Genomic DNA, 15188 nt, shown 5'->3' with positions numbered 1-15188 from the left:
GTGAGCGTCCGGGTCGACGAGCTGAAGGTCTACTACCGCACGCTCCGGGGAGACGTGCAGGCGCTCGACGGCGTCAGCTTCGAGATCGCCGACGGCGAGATCATGGGCCTCGCCGGCGAGTCGGGCTGCGGCAAGTCGACTCTCGGCAAGAGCCTGATCCGGCTCGACAGCCGGATGCGCCATCTGGGGGGCAGCGTGACGCTCGACGGCCGCGACCTTCCGGTCTCGGACGACCGCGGCATGAACGAGTTCCGCTTCAAGGAGGTCTCGATCGTCCCGCAGTACGCCATGAGCGCCCTCAACCCCACGCGGAAGGTCGGGAAGATCGCCGAGGAGCTGCTCGAGTCGCGGGGCATCGACTTCGATGCGGTGCGACCGGAGCTCGAGCGGAGGCTGGAGCTCGTCGGTCTCTCGACCGCGGTGCTGGGGATGTTCCCGATCGAGCTCTCGGGCGGGATGAAGCAGCGAACGGTGATGGTGCTCTCGACGCTCCTCAACCCGTCGCTCCTGATCGCCGACGAGGTCACGTCCGCGCTCGACGTCTCGAGCCAGCGGGCCGTCGCGGAGATGCTCGTGGAGTTCCGCGAGCGGCACTTCGTGAAGAGCGTCATCTTCATCACGCACGACCTCGCGATCCTGTACCAGACCGCGGACACGATCCTGGTGATGTACGGCGGCAGGCTCGCGGAGAAGGCGCCGGCGGACGACATCATCTCCCGGCCGAAGCATCCCTACACGCAGCTTCTGATCTCGTCGCTGCCGGAAGTCGGGGTGCGGCACGAGGAGAAGCGACTCAGCGGGATTCCCGGCCGCCCGCCGTCGCTGCTCGACCCCCCGACGGGCTGCAGGTTCCGCGACCGTTGCCCGCTCGCCTTCGAGAAGTGCGTCGAGCAGCCTCCGTTCGTGGAGATCGAGCCGGGCCGCCACGTGGCCTGCTGGGCGGCGAGCTAGGTGCTCCGGCTCGAGCGCGTCACCAAGGTGTACAAGGTCGGGACGTTCGGAGGCACGAGCCTCCGGGCCGTCGACGACGTCAGCTTCGACCTGCGGGCCGGGGAGATCGTGTCGCTGATCGGCGAGAGCGGCAGCGGCAAGAGCACCATCGGCCGGATGGTCCTGCGCCTCGCGCGCGTGTCGAGCGGCGTGATCACGTTCGACGGCAGCGACATCTCGACGCTCCGCGGGGGATCGACGAAGGCGTACTACGGCGAGGTGCAGGGGGTCTTCCAGGATCCGTTCAGCTCGTACAACCCCGTCTTCAAGGTCGACCGCGTCTTCACGATGATCCGCGACGGGTACTTCCGCGGGATCGGCACCGGCGAGTGGCACGACAAGCTGCACGGCGCCCTCGGGGTGGTGGGGCTGACGCCCGGGGAGGTCCTCGGCCGCTATCCCCACCAGCTGAGCGGCGGCCAGCTCCAGCGGCTCCTGATCGCGCGAGCGCTCCTGCTCGACATCAGGCTGCTGGTCGCGGACGAGGTCATCAGCATGCTCGACGCGTCCACCAGGATCGATGTGCTCAACGTGCTCGCCGACCTGAAGCAACGCGGGCTCGGGATCCTGTTCATCACGCACGACCTGTCGCTCGGCAACTACATCAGCGACCGGACGCTGATCCTCCGGCACGGCCGCGTCGTCGAGGTGGGGCCGACCCAGAAGGTGTTGGGCGACCCGAGGCACTCCTACACACGGGCCCTCCTGGCCTCGGTCCCGCAGCTCCACCGCAAGTGGGGTGACGAGGAGCTCGTCGCCTCGGTCGCGGGGAACGGCACTCCGGCGCTGCCCGGAGACCCGGGCGCCGACGGTCTCCTCGCCGTCGGAGACGGCCATTTCGTGGCACCGGAGCCGGAAGCGGGTCCCTCGTGAGCCGCATCGCCCTCCAGCTGTACACCGTCCGCAGGGCGTCCGCGGCCGACTTCCCGGGTACCGTGGCCCGCGTCGCCGACCTCGGGTTCGAGGGGGTCGAGCTCCACGCTCTCCACGGCCATTCCGCCGCGGCGGTGCGCGAGCTTCTCGACCTCCACGGGCTCGTCGCGTGCGGGCGTCATGCGGGCCTCGACGCGGTCGAGACCGATCTCGAGGCCCTCGCCTCGGAGCTCCACGCGCTCGGCACCGACCGCCTGGTCGTCGCGTGGATCGAGCCTCCCAGGACCGCCGGTGACGCGGACGCGGCCGCCGCACGCCTCGTAGCGGCCGCGGCGCGAGCCGAGTCGCTGGGGCTCCGCCTCGGCTTCCACAACCACGACGCCGAGGTCGGCCCGCTCGACGACGGGCGCAGCCTCCTCGATCGTTTGCTGGAGGCGGACACCCGGCTCTTCCTCGAGCTCGACCTGGGCTGGGCCTGGTACGCGGGCCTCGATCCGATCTCCTTGCTCGAGGCAACGGCCGGCCGGGCTCCGCTCGTCCACGTGAAGGACATGCGCCGAAACGGTGGGCCGGTCCACGTGCCGCTCGGCGCGGGCAGCGTCGACTACCACGCGCTCCCGGGAGCTGCGACCCGCGCGGGTGTGGAATGGCTCGTGGTCGAGCAGGACGAGGCGGACGGCGACGAGCTCGCGGCCGTCGAGACGTCGCTCTCGCAGCTGCGGTCGCTCGTGGGGGCCGGATCGTGAGCTCGCCCGCGCGCGTGGGCCTGATCGGCTGCGGCGTCATCAGCCACGAGTACGTCGAGAACGCCGCCGCGTTCGACCGGTTCGAGATCGTCGCCTGCTCCGATCAGGACTCGGTACGCAGCGAGGCGCTCGCGAGGGAGCACGGGCTCGAGGCCACGACGACGGACGAGCTCCTACGGTGCGCCGAGATCGACATCGTGCTCAACCTCACGCCGCCCGTCGTGCACGCGGCGGTGACCGGCGCAGCGCTCGAGGCCGGGAAGCACGTGTACTCGGAGAAGCCGCTCGCCATGTCGGTCGGCGATGCGACGGCGCTCCTCGCGCTCGCCGACGCGCGCGGCCTCCGCATCGCGTGCGCGCCGGACATCTTCCTCGGAGGGGCGTTGCAGGAGGCGCGCGCGCTCGTCGACGGGGGCGCCATCGGCCGGCCGCTCGCCGTGTCGGCGACGATGCTCGCCGGAGGGCAGGAGGCGTGGCACCCGGATCCGGACATCTTCTTCCGCGACGGCGCCGGCCCGCTGCTCGACATGGGCCCGTACTACCTCACCGCGATCGTCTCGCTGCTCGGGCCCGTCGCACGCGTCGCCGGGCTCTCCTCGACGCTCGTCCATGAGCGCACGATCGAGGTCGGGCCGCGGAGGGGCGAGCGATTCCCGGCCGAGACGCCCACCCACACCACCGCGGCGATGGAGCTCGACGGCGGGGTCACGGCGACGCTGATCGCCACGTTCGAGGCTCCCCACCACTACTCGTCGACGTTCCTCGTGCTCGGCTCCGAGGGAACGCTGTCCCTGCCCGACCCCAACTCGTTCGGGGAACCGGTGCGCGCGCGGCACGGGCGCGGCGACTGGCACGAGGTGCCCTACCGCTCGAGGGGCGCGCGGGAGGCGCGCGGTATCGGGCTCCACGACCTGGTCGGTGCGATCTCCGCCCGGCGCGAGCCTCGCGCATCCGGTCGGCTCGCCCTGCACGTGATCGACGTGGCGCGCTCGATCCTCCGTTCCGCGGAGGCGGGGGAGACGCTCGCGGTCGCCTCGACCGTCGCGCGGCCGGAGCCGCTGCCCGTCGAGGAGGCGATCGTGGTGCGCCCGCCGGCGTAGCTTCCGTCGGTCGCGCTACGAGGAGAGGAGCCTGTCCTCGTCCTGCCTGCGGCGCGCCCGGCGGGTCGCCCAGACTGCAGCCGCGACCAGCGCCAGCGGGGCCAGGGCGACGGCGATCGCGAGCACCGCCACGGCCTCCCAGGCGAGCACGGCCAGCGCCTTGTCGAGCGCGCGGTCGAGCCGTGACCCGGGTGCTGCCGCGCCGGTCTCCTCCGTTCGCAGCTCGAGCTGGATGGTCGCCGTCCGGGCCTCTGCGGCGGTGGCCGAGCGGTTGGCTCGGAGCTCGCGGAGCTGCGCCTGCGCCTGCGCGCGCCGCTCGAGCAGGCGGGCACGCTCCGGCCCGCTCTCTGCCCGGGCGAGTGCCGCATTCAGTGACGCGATCTGCGCGCGCAGCCGCTCGAGCTCCCGGTCGAGCCCGTCCAGCGATTCCTGGAGGTCCTGGATCTGGACGCTCTGCCCCACGATCGTCCCGAGATCCGAGAGCCGGGTGACGGCGTCGCCCGCGCGGGCCGACGGGACCCTCAGCGTGAGTGACGCCGCCCCGTCGTCGCCGGTCGCGTACTGGACCGAGACCACGTACCCGTCCAGGTCGCGGGCGATCGCGAGCGCCCGCTGGGTCGCCTCGGAGAGCGCGTCCGTGTCCTCGACGGCGAGGATCAGATTGGCGCTGTAACGCTGTGCGCGGCCGGTGACCGGCCCCGGCGCGGCCTTCTGCGACTCGGTGGCCGACGCGTCGGCCGATGGGCCCGAGAATGCCTCGGCGCCCGACGGCGTGGTCGATCGCTGCACCGTGGCGGGCGGGATCGCCGCCTCACGGGCGGTGGTGTCGGATCGCGAGATGCCGATCGCCACGGCGGAGACGACCGCGAGCCCCGCTGCGGCGGCCGGGACGAAGAGGGCCAGCCGTCGCGGGAGCCGAAACCGATCGCGGGAGGACGGCGCCGCGGCCGGCGGCGCCGACGCGACCGTCATCACCTGCAGCCGGAGCGCGTCGCTCGCGGTAGGGCGCGCGGCGCGAAGCTGGTCGACGATCTCGTTCACGGTCATCCCTCGTTCACCCTCTCCTCGAGTCGTTTCAGTGCCCGGCTCAGCCGGGTCGAGACTGCGGTCGGGCTGATGCCGAGCACGCGGGCTGCCGCGTCGCCGTCGAGCTCGAGGACGATCCGCAGCGCGATCACCTCGCGCTCACCCGCGCTCAGCGTCGCGAGCGCCGTCTCGAGCTCGGGCGAGAGGCCCTCGACGAAGCGCTCCTCGATCCGCTCGGGCAGGGCCGCTGCCTCCTCGCGCTTTCGACGGCGGGACTCGGCGCGGAACCAGTCGAGCGCCGTCGTGCGGGCGATCCCGAGCAGCCACGTGCGCGCGCTGCCGCGCCGCGGGTCGAACCGCTCCCACAGCCGCACGGCCTTCTCGAAGGTCGAGCTCGTGAGATCCTCGGCCGTCTCGCGGTCGCGCGTCAGGTAGAGGAGGTAGCCGAGCACGTCGTCGAGGTGCGCCTCCGCAGCCTCGGCGAGGCTGCGCGGCGGGCGTGTGACGAGCGGCTGCTCGAGCGTCACGGCGTGCACGCCCTCTCTACGCCACCGAAGGCTCTCTGGGTCACACCCTCGTTCGGCACGGGCGGTCTCGTGACGGGGATCAGCCCGTCGGAGCGGCGACGACGGGGTCGTCGCCTTCGGCGACCTCTCCGCCGCCGTCGCCGCCCGCCTCGGCCTGCGCGGCGGCGAACAGGGCCTCCCACCGCTCGAGGAGGCCGTCGAGCTCCTCGCGGCCCGCGGTGTAGGAGGCGAGCAGGTCCATGTCAGTCCAGTTCTCCGCGAGACGCGTCTCGAGCTCGCCTACGTGGCTCTCGAGCTCGCCGATCCGCTTCTCGACCCGTTCGAGCTCCGTCGGCTTCGCGCGCACGGGCCGGGGCCTTGCGACCTTCGGCCGACGCGCCGGCGAGGGGGCCGGTGCGGGTGCCGACTCCCGCTCGCGGACGAGGTCGGCCCAGCCGCCGTCCGTCGAGCGGAGCGTCAGGCCGTCGATCGAGACGATCCGGTCGGGAACCGCGTCGAGGACGGCACGGTCGTGCGAGACGAGCAGGACCGTCCCCGGGAATGCCTCGAGCGCCGCCTCGAGCGCCTCCCGGCTCTCGAGGTCGAGGTGGTTGGTTGGCTCGTCGAGCACGAGCAGGTTCGCGCCCGAGGCGACGACGAGCGCGAGCGCCAGCCGGCGGCGCTCCCCGCCGGAGAGCACGGTGACGGACTTCTCGTGGGTCTCCCAGCCCGAGAAGAGAAAGCGGCCGAGCAGGTTCTGTGCCTGCGGGCGGGGCAGGCCCGTGGACGAGGCGGTCACGTCCAGGATCGAGCCGCGGTCGGGCAGCTCCGCCTCGTGCTGGGAGAAGTAGGCCGGCACGACGCCGTGGCCGAGCTTCACGCGACCCTCGTCCGCCTCGCGCCGGCCGAGGAGCGTCTCCAGGAGGGTCGTCTTGCCGGATCCGTTCGGCCCGACGAGCGCGACGTGCTCGCCGCGCTCGAGCACGAGCGAGGCTCCGTCGAGCAGCAGCTTGTCCCCGGCGGAGACGACGAGCCCCTCCGCGTCGAGCACGATCCGGCCGGAACGGGCGGGGCGGAGGAACTCGAAGCCGAGCGTGCGCCGCTTCCGCGTCATCGCCTCGAGCTCCCGCGCGGCGGTCTTCCGCTCCTGCTCCAGGCGACCGATCTGCGTGAGCTTCGCCTGCGCCTGCTTCGCCTTCGACCGCTTGTAGCGGAACCGGGCGACGAACCGCTCCAGCCGCTCGATGTCGTCGGCGACCCGGTCGAGCTGCGTCGCGGCGGCCGAGGCGCGGGCGGCCTTCTCCCGCCGCCAGGCGTGCCACGGCCCGTCGAAGAAGAACGACTTCGAGCCGCCCAGCTCGAGCACGGCCGTGGTCACCGCCTCGAGGAACCAGCGGTCGTGGGCGACGAGGATCACCGCGGCGTCGAGCGAGGTCAGCTCGCGCTCGAGCCACTCGAGGTTCTCGACGTCGAGGTGGTTCGTCGGCTCGTCGAGGAGGAGCAGGTCGGGGTCGGCCGACAGCGCTCTGGCGAGCGAGGCGCGTGTCAGCTCTCCCCCGGAGAAGGTGTCGAGCGGCCTGTCGAGGTCGGCCTCGTTGAAGCCGAGGCCGCGTACGATCGAGGCAGCCCGGTCGCGCCACGCCCAGCCGCCCGCGTGCTCGAGCCGCGCCTGGGCCTCGCTGTAGCGGCGCAGCGTTGCGGCCTCGTGGTCGCCGCCGGCCATCGCCTGCTCGAGCCGCCGCAGCTCATCCTCGATCGCGACGAGGTCGCCGGCCCCCGAGAGGGCGTACTCGCGCAGGCTCAGCCCCTGCCCGCGCGGCGGCCGCTGGTCGTGCAGCGCGACCCGCGTGTCCTTGGCGAACGCGAGCTCGCCGGCCTGGAGGGACGTCTCACCGACGAGCGCCCGCAGCAGCGTCGTCTTGCCCGCGCCGTTCGGCCCGGCCAGCGCGAGGCGGTCGCCTCGCCGCAGCCTGAACGAGACCCCGTCGAAGAGGGGGTCTCCGGAGAATTCCTTGCGCAGCCCGGACGCGATCAGCACGGCCATCCCGGAAGGGTGCCGATCGCGCGCCCGCTGCGGGGTACGGACCGGTGTGATTCCGACACGAACGGGGTAGACCATGCGAATGCCCGAGGAACAGATCGTGATCGTGGGAGGCGGCCTCGCGGCCGCGAGGGTCGCCTTCCAGTACCGCGAGGCCGGTGGTGAGGCCGACGTCACGATCCTCTCCTCCGATGCCGATCCCCCCTACCACCGCCCGCCCCTCACCAAGGGGTTCCTCCGCCGCGAGCAGGATCGCGACTCCACGTTCGTCCAGCCGCTCGAGGCCTACGAGGACGCGGTTGTCGAGCTCCGCCTCGAGACCACCGTGGAGGCGATCCATCCCGACGAGCACGAGGTCGAGCTCGAGGGCGGCGAGCGGCTCGGCTACGGAACACTGGTCGTCGCGACCGGCGCCCGGCCCCGGCAGCTGCCCGTGCCCGGTGCCGACCTGGTCGGCGTGCACACGTACCGGATGCTCGCGGACGCCGAGGCCGTCAGCGGCGAGGCGGAGGAAGCCCATTCTGCGATCGTGATCGGCGGCAGCTTCATCGGGTCGGAGACCGCCGCGTCGCTCCGGATGCGGGGCCTCGCCGTGACGCTGGTAGAGGTCGGAGAGACGCTGATGCCGCAGCTCCGCTGCCCGGAGCTGTCCGCGGAGCTCGTCGAGCTCTACCGGGCGGAGGGCGTGAACGTGCTGCTCGGGACACAGGTCGAGGAGCTGACCGGCAACGGCCGGCTGCTGACCGGGGCGCGCACGGCGGACGGGCAGGCCCTCGAGGGCTATCTCGCGATCGCCGGAGTGGGCGTCGTGCCCAACGTCGAGCTCGCGGAGCAGGCCGGCGCGAAGGTCGACGACGGGATCGTCGTCGACGAGCGGTTCCTCACGTCCTTGCCGGACACGTACGCGATCGGCGACGTGGCCCGCTACCCGGACCCGACCTCGGGGCGCCTGCGCCGGATCGAGCACTGGTCGAACGCGGACGCGCAGGGGACGCACCTCGGCCGTCAGCTCGCCGGGTCACGCGACGCCTACGACGTCATGCCCGTCTTCTTCACGCAGCTCTTCGGGCGCAAGCTCCAGGTGCTCGGCGACGTCGAGCCGGCGTCCGAGTGCGTGCTGCGCGGCTCGCTCGCCGACGGTCGCCTGATCGGCTTCCACCTCACGGAGGACGGCGTGCTCGTCGGAGCCGTCGTCCACGGCGAGTCCGCCGACGTGGCCGCGGAGCTCGAGGTCCTGCTGCGCAGCAGGCCGGTCGTCGACGATCCGACCCGGCTCCTGGACGAGAACCTGCGTCCGGCCGAAGCCGTCGCGGTCTGAGCGGCGCCTCAGCTGATGCCGGCGCCCTCGCGAACGAGTGCGCGGGCGGCCTCTGCGATGTGCTCCGCGTCGATCCCCGCCGCGGCGAGGAGCTCGGCGGGCTTGCCGGAGTGAGGCAGCTCACGCACGGCGAGCCGCATGACGCGGGTGTCCGCACCGCGCTCGGCCAGCGCGGAGAGCACCGCCTCGCCCAGCCCACCCTCGGCCCAGTGGTCCTCGACGGTCACGATCGGCATGCGGAGCCCCGCGAGCGTCTCCCCGTCGATCGGCTTCACCGAGTAGCAGTCGACCACGCGCGCCGCGATCCCCTCACCGGCCAGCGTGTCCGCGGCCTGCAGCGCCTCGTGGAGCGTGATCCCGGCGGACACGATGGCCACGTCGTCCCCGTCGCGAACCGTCTTGGAGCCTCCGACCGGGAAGCTCTCGTCCGGGGCGTAGACGACCGGCGTGTCCGCGCGGGTCGTGCGCAGGTACGAGATCCCGTCGACGTCCGCCATCGCTCGCACCAGCGCGGTCGTCTGGTTCCCGTCGCACGGGTAGAGCACGGTCGACCCGTTGATCGCGCGGAACTCGGCGAGGTCCTCGAGGCCCATCTGCGACGGGCCGTCCTCACCGATCGAGACGCCTGCGTGCGAGCCGCAGAGCCTGAGCGTCGCTCGGCTGACCGCCGCCATCCGGACGAAGTCGTACGCGCGGCTCATGAACGCGGCGAAGGTCGAGCAGAACGGCTTCCAGCCGAGCACCTGCAGCCCGACGGCCGCCGCGACCATCTGCTGCTCGGCGATGTACATCTCGAGGAATCGGTCCGGGTGTGCCTTCGCGAAGATCTCGGCGTAGGTCGAGTTCGACACCTCTCCGTCGAGGGCGATCACGTCCCCGCGCTCCCTGCCGAGCGCGGCCAGGGCCTCGCCGTACGCCTTGCGGGTCGACACCTCGGTGCCGAGCTCGTAGGCCGGCCAGTCGCCGCCCGGGGCGTCGAACCGGTGCGACCGGCCGGGCTCCGGCTTGCGGACGTCGATCGTGAGGTTGCGCACGCCGCCGAGCTCCGCGATCGCGTCCTCTGCGATCGCCTTGCCGTGCCAGCCGTTCTCGTTCTCGATCGTCGAGTAGCCCTTCCCCTTGACCGTCCGCGCGATGATCGCGGTCGGGCGCCCGCTCGTCCGCTCGGCCTCGCCGTAGGCGGCGTCGATCGCCTCGACGTCGTGCCCGTCGATCTCGATCGCGCGCCAGCCGAAGGCCTCGAGGCGCTTGGTGTAGGAGGAGAGATCCCAGCCGTGCATCGTCTCGCCGCGCTGCCCGAGCCGGTTCACGTCGATCACGGCGGTGAGGTTGTCGAGCTCGTAGTACGCGGCGTGCTCGGCCGCCTCCCACATCGATCCCTCGGCCATCTCGCTGTCCCCGCAGATCACCCAGACCCGGAAGGGCAGGCGGTTGAGGCGCTTGCCGCCGAGCGCCATCCCCACGCCGATCGGGAGGCCCTGCCCGAGCGAGCCCGTCGCGACGTCGACCCACGGCAGCACCGGGGTCGGGTGGCCCTCGAGCCTCGAGCCGAACCGGCGGTAGGTGCCGAACTCCTCCTCCGAGAGCACGCCGGCCGCCCGGAAGAGCCCGTAGACGAGCGGGGAGGCGTGGCCCTTGGAGAAGACCAGCCGGTCGTTCGCGGGGTCGTCGGGAGCGTCGAAGTCGTATCGCAGATGGCCGGCGAGCAGGACCGCCGCCAGGTCGGCGGCGGACATCGAGGACGTGGGATGACCGGAGCCGGCTTTCGCGCTCGCGCGCACCGCGTCGACCCGGAGCTGCTGACCCAGCTCACGCCAAAGCTCTCGCTCGTCCATGAGGCTCCCTCGTCGTGTTCCCCAACTCTCGATTGCGTAACGTAGCGAGCGATGAAGGTGGCGGTCGCGTTCGACCACCGGGGCGTGCGACTCCGAGAGGCAGTGCTCGCCGGGCTCGCGGCCGAGGGGGCGGAGGCCGTCGACCTCGGCGTCTGGAGCAGCGACGTGCGCGTCGACTACCCGGACCTCGCGAGGGAGGTCGGCACGGCGATCCGATCCGGGCAGGCCGAGCGCGGCGTGCTCGTGTGCGGCTCCGGCGTCGGCGCCTCGATCGCCGCGTCGAAGATCCCCGGGATCCGCGCTGCGATCTGCCACGACACCTACTCCGCCCACCAGGGGGTCGAGCACGACGACATGAACGTCCTCTGCTTGGGCTCCGAGGTGGTGGGGCCGTCGCTCGCGAGCGAGCTGGTCGCGGTGTTTCTCGGCGCGGCGTTCGTGGCAGAGGGGCGCTATCTGGCACGGTTGGAGAAGGTCGAGGAGCTCGAGAGGCTCGTCGAGGGCTGAACACGAGCGACAGGAGACGACGATGAGATCGAGACTGCACGAGCTGAGCGCCCAGGGGGTCAGCGTCTGGATGGACACGCTCTCCCGGGAGATGCTGGAGACGGGCGAGCTCGCCCGGCTCATGGAGGAGGACGCGGTGGTGGGCGTGACCTCCAACCCGACGATCTTCCAGAAGGCGCTGGCCGAGGGCACGTGGTACGACGACCGGCTGCGCGAGGCGTCGAAGCACGTCCAGGATCCCACCGAGCTGTTCCTCACGCTCGCCCAGGAGGACATCCGCGACGCGTGCGACCTGCTCGCGCCCGTGTGGGAGCGGACGGGCGGGGTCGACGGCTACGTCTCGCTCGAGGTCGATCCCACCCTCGCGTACGACCGCCAGGCCTCGTACGACCAGGCGATGCGCTTCCACGAGGAGGTCGACCGCAAGAACCTCTACGTGAAGATCCCCGGCACGCAGCCCGGCCTCGGCGCGATCGAGGACTGCATCGCCGAGGGACGGTCGATCAACGTGACGCTGATCTTCTCGCTCCAGCGGTACGCGGAGGTGGTCGAGGCCTACCTACGGGGGCTGGAGCGGCTCGTCGCCGACGGCGGGGACCCGGGGTCGGTCATCTCCGTGGCGAGCTTCTTCGTCTCCCGCGTCGACACCGAGGCCGACCGCCGCCTCGACGAGGTCGGGCGCCCCGACCTCAAGGGCAGGCTCGCGATCGCGAACGCGAAGCTCGCCTACGAGCACTGGGGGAAGGCCTTCTCGGGCGAGCGATGGGAGCCGCTCGAGGCGAAGGGTGCTCGCAATCAGCGCTGCCTCTGGGCGTCGACGTCCACGAAGAACCCCGAATACCGCGACGTGCTCTACGTCGAGGAGCTGATCGGCCCCCAGGTCGTCAACACGATGCCGCTCGAGACGGTGCGCGCGTTCCAGGATCACGGCGTGGTGCGACCGAGCACCCTCACCGAGGGGCTGGACGACGCCCGCGCGCTGCTCGACGAGCTCGCCGCGGCCGGCGTCGACTACGACGACGTGGTGAGGACGCTCGAGGAGGAGGGCGTGCAGAAGTTCTCCGACTCGTTCGAGGTGCTGCGCAAGGGGATCACGGCCAAGCTCGACGTCGTCGGCGCCCGCTGAGCTCGCGCGTGCCGAATCCGCTCGAGAGGGGCCTCGGCCTCAGGCGGACGCCTGATCCCTGCGTGCTCGTCGTGTTCGGGGCGTCGGGCGACCTCACGAAGCGGAAGCTGTTCCCGGCGCTCTACTCACTCGCCTACCGGGGCCTGCTGCCGGAGCGCTTCGCCGTGGTCGGCGTGGCACGCAGCGAGCAGTCGACACGGCAGTTCCTCACCGGGATGCGGAGGGCCGTGAAGGAGTTCGCGCGCGACCCGTTCCGCAGCGACGTGTTCCAGTCGCTCGCCAGGGGCGTCCGCTACGTCGCGACCGACTTCGCGGACGACACCGGCGAGGACCTCGTCGGCCAGGCCCTCGACGAGCTCGACTCGACGCGGGGGACCGCCGGCAACCGGCTCCACTACCTCGCAGTGCCCCCACAGGCCTTCCCGGTCGTCGTGCGCGAGATCGGTGAGCGCCGCGAGCGGGAGGGCTGGGCGAGGATCATCGTCGAGAAGCCCTTCGGCCACGATCTCCGCTCGGCACGCGAGCTGAGCGCGACCGTGAGGCGGTGGTTCCACGAGGACGAGGTCTTCCGCATCGACCACTACCTCGGCAAGGAGACCGTCCAGAACCTGATGGCGCTCAGGTTCGCGAACGGCATCTTCGAGCCGATCTGGAACCGCCAGATGGTCGACCACGTGCAGATCACGGTCGCAGAGTCGATCGGGGTCGAAGGGCGGGCGGGGTACTACGAGCGGGCGGGCGCGATCCGGGACATCTTCCAGAACCACATGCTGCAGCTGCTCGCGCTCACGGCCATGGAGCCGCCGATCGACTTCACCGCCGAGGCGGTGCGCAACGAGAAGGTGAAGGTGCTGCGCGCGATGCACACGCCCGGGCCGAAGTCCGTCGTCCGCGGCCAGTACGGGCGAGGCTGGATCGAGAGCGAGGAGGTCCCCGCCTACCGCGAGGAGCCCGGGGTCGACCCGCGGTCCATGACCGAGACCTACGTGGCGGCGAAGCTCTACGTCGACAACTGGCGCTGGGCGGACACCCCGTTCTACGTCCGGGCCGGCAAGCGCCTGGCGAGGCGCGAGACGACGATCGCGATCCAGTTCAAGCGCGCCCCCCACCCGCCGTTCGAGGCGATCGCCGGTGAGGGGCTGCGGCCGAACGTCCTCCTGATCCACGTGCAGCCGGACGAGGGGGTGTCCCTCGCGATCGGCGCGAAGGTGCCGGGGGCCGGGATGTCGATCCGCACGGTGCACATGGACTTCCTCTACGGCGGCGCCTTCCGCGAGGGGGTGCCCGAGGCGTACGAGCGGCTGATCCTCGACGCGATGCTCGGCGACGCGACCCTCTTCACCCGCGAGGACGAGGTCGAGGAGCAGTGGAAGCTCGTCGACGCGATCGTGGGCGCATGGGGGCGCGAACGCGAGACGTTCCCCGACTACGCCGCCGGCAGCTGGGGGCCGGCGCGTGCGGACGACCTGCTGCATCGCGACGGCCGCTCCTGGCGAAGGCACTGACCGCGATGGGCGTCGTCGCCGACATCGAGAGGAAGCTCGCCCGGCAGCGGTGCCGCCAGGAGGCCGACGATCAGCCGGAGCTGCGGACGAGCACCATGACGCACATCGCCTGGGTCCCGCCGCCGTGGGTGAGCCGGGCGAAGCGTGTCCTCGCCGGGCTCGCCGAGCGGCACCCCGCCCGCACGATCCTGCTCGTCCCCGTGCCCGGCCCGGGAAGAGGCGTCGACGCCCGCGCGGCCATCCACGACTTCCCGATGGGAGACGGCCGCGAGGTCCTCTCGGAGGTGATCGAGCTCCGCCTGAGGGGAGAGGCGGCTCGGCATCCCGCGTCGATCGTCCTGCCCCTCCTGATCGCCGACCTCCCCGCGTTCTGCCGCTGGCGCGGTGAGCCCGGCTGGGACGGGCAGGCGCTCGCCGAGCTCGTCGACGTCTGCGACCGTCTCGTCGTCGACTCCTCCGAGTGGCAGCGGCTCCCGGCCGCGTACGCGTCGCTCGCGGGTCTCTTCGACCGGATCGCGGTCTCCGACCTCGCCTGGCGTCGGACCCTTCCCTGGCGGGCCGCGCTCGCGGGGCGCTGGCCCGGGATCCGCCGGATGGAGCGCCTCTCGGTCGAGGGGCCGCGCGCAGACGCGCTGCTTCTGGCCGCGTGGCTCCGCTCCCGGCTGCGACGCGACGTGGCCCTCACGCGCCGGAATGCACCGTCCGTGGTCGCAGTCCGCGTCGACGGTGAGCCCGTGGAGAGACCCCCGCACGCCGCCACGCTGACGGGAAGCGACCTCCTCTCGGCCGAGCTCGACACGTTGAGCCGCGACCCGATCTTCGAGGCCGCCGTTCGCGCGGCCGGCCCGGCCTCGCAACCGCGCTCGCGCTAGCCGCCCGCGACCGCGTCCAGCAGGGCCTGGTGCAGGTGCCCGTTCGACGAGATCGCGCTGCCTCCGTCGACGCGGTGCTGCCCGGCGAAGTCGGTGAACGTCCCACCTGCCTCCTCGACGATCACCTGGACGGCGGCGAGGTCCCAGACGGACACCCCGATAGCGTCGATCGCGCCGTCGATCGCCCCCTCGGCGACGAGCATGTGGCTCCAGAAGTCGCCGTACCCGCGCGCGTGCCACGCCCGGGTCGCCAGGCTCGGAAGCGGCTGCTCGAGCGCGAAGCTGAGCACGGCGTCCTCGGCGCGGTGCACCGCGGAGACGTGGACCTGGTCGCCCCCCGCGTGGGCTCCTCCACCCCGCTCGGCCCACCAGCGCCGGTGGAGCGCGGGCGCCGAGACGACCCCGAGCACGACCCGACCCTCCTCCTCAAGCGCGATCAGAGTCGCCCACACCGGGATGCCGCGCGAGTAGTTGCGCGTCCCGTCGATCGGGTCGAGGATCCAGCGCCGCGGGCCGGTGCCGGACTCTCCCTCCTCCTCCCCGAGGATCGCGTCGCCGGGCCGCTCGCGCCCGAGGAGGGAGCGAAGCTCCTTCTCTACGTCCCGGTCGGCCTCCGTCACCGGTGTCCTGTCGGGCTTGGTCTCGACGACCAGGTCGCGCGCGCGGAATCGCGCCAGGGCGACGGCGTCGGCTGCGTCCGCGAGTCGGAGCGCGAGCGCCAGGTCCGTGCCCAAGGCGCTCGC

Annotated in this window: 14 protein-coding genes; 9 read left to right on the top strand and 5 right to left on the bottom strand. The window is 72.2% G+C overall.

The annotated features are described in order from the left end of the window. From VFO26_RS12485 to VFO26_RS12470, 4 genes are read left to right on the top strand one after another with little or no spacing between them, the layout of a single operon-like run. Positions 1 to 951, top strand: a complete 951-nt coding sequence (locus VFO26_RS12485) for an ABC transporter ATP-binding protein (RefSeq protein WP_325115329.1) — start codon at positions 1 to 3, stop codon at positions 949 to 951. Then, positions 952 to 1863 (top strand): ATP-binding cassette domain-containing protein, encoded by a 912-nt coding sequence (locus VFO26_RS12480; RefSeq protein WP_325115328.1) that lies wholly within the window; start codon positions 952 to 954, stop codon positions 1861 to 1863. Beyond that, positions 1860 to 2609 (top strand): sugar phosphate isomerase/epimerase, encoded by a 750-nt coding sequence (locus VFO26_RS12475; RefSeq protein ID WP_325115327.1) that lies wholly within the window; start codon positions 1860 to 1862, stop codon positions 2607 to 2609. The genes VFO26_RS12480 and VFO26_RS12475 overlap by 4 nt, the downstream gene beginning before the upstream one ends. Further along, positions 2606 to 3709, top strand: a complete 1104-nt coding sequence (locus VFO26_RS12470; RefSeq protein ID WP_325115326.1) for a Gfo/Idh/MocA family oxidoreductase — start codon at positions 2606 to 2608, stop codon at positions 3707 to 3709. Before VFO26_RS12475 ends, VFO26_RS12470 begins: the two co-directional genes overlap by 4 nt. A 15-nt stretch (positions 3710 to 3724) precedes the next feature. On the opposite strand, the gene VFO26_RS12465 is transcribed toward VFO26_RS12470, so the two are convergent. From VFO26_RS12465 to VFO26_RS12455, 3 genes are all read right to left on the bottom strand, one after another. Next, entirely contained in the window at positions 3725 to 4756 is a 1032-nt protein-coding gene (locus tag VFO26_RS12465) for a DUF4349 domain-containing protein (RefSeq protein WP_325115325.1), read from the bottom strand. Further along, positions 4753 to 5271, bottom strand: a complete 519-nt coding sequence (locus tag VFO26_RS12460) for a sigma-70 family RNA polymerase sigma factor (RefSeq protein WP_325115324.1) — start codon at positions 5269 to 5271, stop codon at positions 4753 to 4755. Before VFO26_RS12460 ends, VFO26_RS12465 begins: the two co-directional genes overlap by 4 nt. Before the next feature lie 70 nt (positions 5272 to 5341). Then, complete coding sequence (locus tag VFO26_RS12455; protein ID WP_325115323.1) at positions 5342 to 7285, bottom strand: ABC-F family ATP-binding cassette domain-containing protein; 1944 nt, start codon at positions 7283 to 7285, stop codon at positions 5342 to 5344. A gap of 79 nt (positions 7286 to 7364) precedes the next feature. On the opposite strand from VFO26_RS12455, the gene VFO26_RS12450 reads away from it, so the two are divergent. Further along, the gene (locus tag VFO26_RS12450) at positions 7365 to 8600 is read left to right on the top strand and encodes an FAD/NAD(P)-binding oxidoreductase (protein ID WP_325115321.1); all 1236 of its coding nucleotides are present in this window, start codon (positions 7365 to 7367) and stop codon (positions 8598 to 8600) included. An 8-nt stretch (positions 8601 to 8608) separates the two neighbouring features. Here the strand turns inward: VFO26_RS12450 and VFO26_RS12445 are convergent, their stop codons facing one another. Beyond that, a complete protein-coding gene (locus tag VFO26_RS12445) occupies positions 8609 to 10435 on the bottom strand; it encodes a transketolase (RefSeq protein WP_325115320.1) in 1827 nt (608 codons plus the stop codon). A 51-nt stretch (positions 10436 to 10486) separates the two neighbouring features. Between VFO26_RS12445 and rpiB the strand changes: the two genes are divergently transcribed. The 4 genes from rpiB (at position 10487) to VFO26_RS12425 (ending at position 14445) form a co-directional block, all read left to right on the top strand. Continuing rightward, positions 10487 to 10942 carry a ribose 5-phosphate isomerase B gene (gene rpiB, locus VFO26_RS12440; protein ID WP_325115319.1) on the top strand — a complete coding sequence of 152 codons (456 nt, stop codon included), beginning with the start codon at positions 10487 to 10489 and terminating at the stop codon, positions 10940 to 10942. A gap of 22 nt (positions 10943 to 10964) precedes the next feature. After that, entirely contained in the window at positions 10965 to 12068 is a 1104-nt protein-coding gene (gene tal, locus VFO26_RS12435) for a transaldolase (protein ID WP_325115318.1), read from the top strand. A gap of 62 nt (positions 12069 to 12130) precedes the next feature. Then, on the top strand, positions 12131 to 13573 hold the full coding sequence (gene zwf, locus VFO26_RS12430; protein ID WP_325115317.1) for a glucose-6-phosphate dehydrogenase: 1443 nt from the start codon (positions 12131 to 12133) through the stop codon (positions 13571 to 13573). A gap of 5 nt (positions 13574 to 13578) precedes the next feature. Further along, complete coding sequence (locus VFO26_RS12425; RefSeq protein WP_325115316.1) at positions 13579 to 14445, top strand: glucose-6-phosphate dehydrogenase assembly protein OpcA; 867 nt, start codon at positions 13579 to 13581, stop codon at positions 14443 to 14445. Here VFO26_RS12425 and VFO26_RS12420 read toward each other — a convergent pair. After that, positions 14442 to 15179, bottom strand: coding sequence for an inositol monophosphatase family protein (locus VFO26_RS12420; RefSeq protein WP_325115315.1), 738 nt, complete (start codon positions 15177 to 15179; stop codon positions 14442 to 14444). The two genes, VFO26_RS12425 and VFO26_RS12420, sit on opposite strands and share 4 nt — an antisense overlap. Positions 15180 to 15188 lie beyond the last annotated feature (9 nt).

It is taken from the genome of Gaiella sp., from assembly GCF_035710885.1.
Lineage (GTDB): Bacteria > Actinomycetota > Thermoleophilia > Gaiellales > Gaiellaceae > Gaiella.
This window is presented reverse-complemented; position numbering and strand designations above follow the sequence as displayed.

Bases quoted from the DNA above. Each gene is read 5' to 3' on its own strand.
- rpiB (WP_325115319.1), top strand. From the start codon at position 10,487: ATGAAGGTGGCGGTCGCGTTCGACCACCGGGGCGTGCGACTCCGAGAG.
- VFO26_RS12425 (WP_325115316.1), top strand. From the start codon at position 13,579: ATGGGCGTCGTCGCCGACATCGAGAGGAAGCTCGCCCGGCAGCGGTGC.
- VFO26_RS12465 (WP_325115325.1), bottom strand. From the start codon at position 4,756: ATGACCGTGAACGAGATCGTCGACCAGCTTCGCGCCGCGCGCCCTACC.
- VFO26_RS12445 (WP_325115320.1), bottom strand. From the start codon at position 10,435: ATGGACGAGCGAGAGCTTTGGCGTGAGCTGGGTCAGCAGCTCCGGGTC.
- tal (WP_325115318.1), top strand. From the start codon at position 10,965: ATGAGATCGAGACTGCACGAGCTGAGCGCCCAGGGGGTCAGCGTCTGG.
- VFO26_RS12455 (WP_325115323.1), bottom strand. From the start codon at position 7,285: ATGGCCGTGCTGATCGCGTCCGGGCTGCGCAAGGAATTCTCCGGAGAC.
- VFO26_RS12450 (WP_325115321.1), top strand. From the start codon at position 7,365: ATGCCCGAGGAACAGATCGTGATCGTGGGAGGCGGCCTCGCGGCCGCG.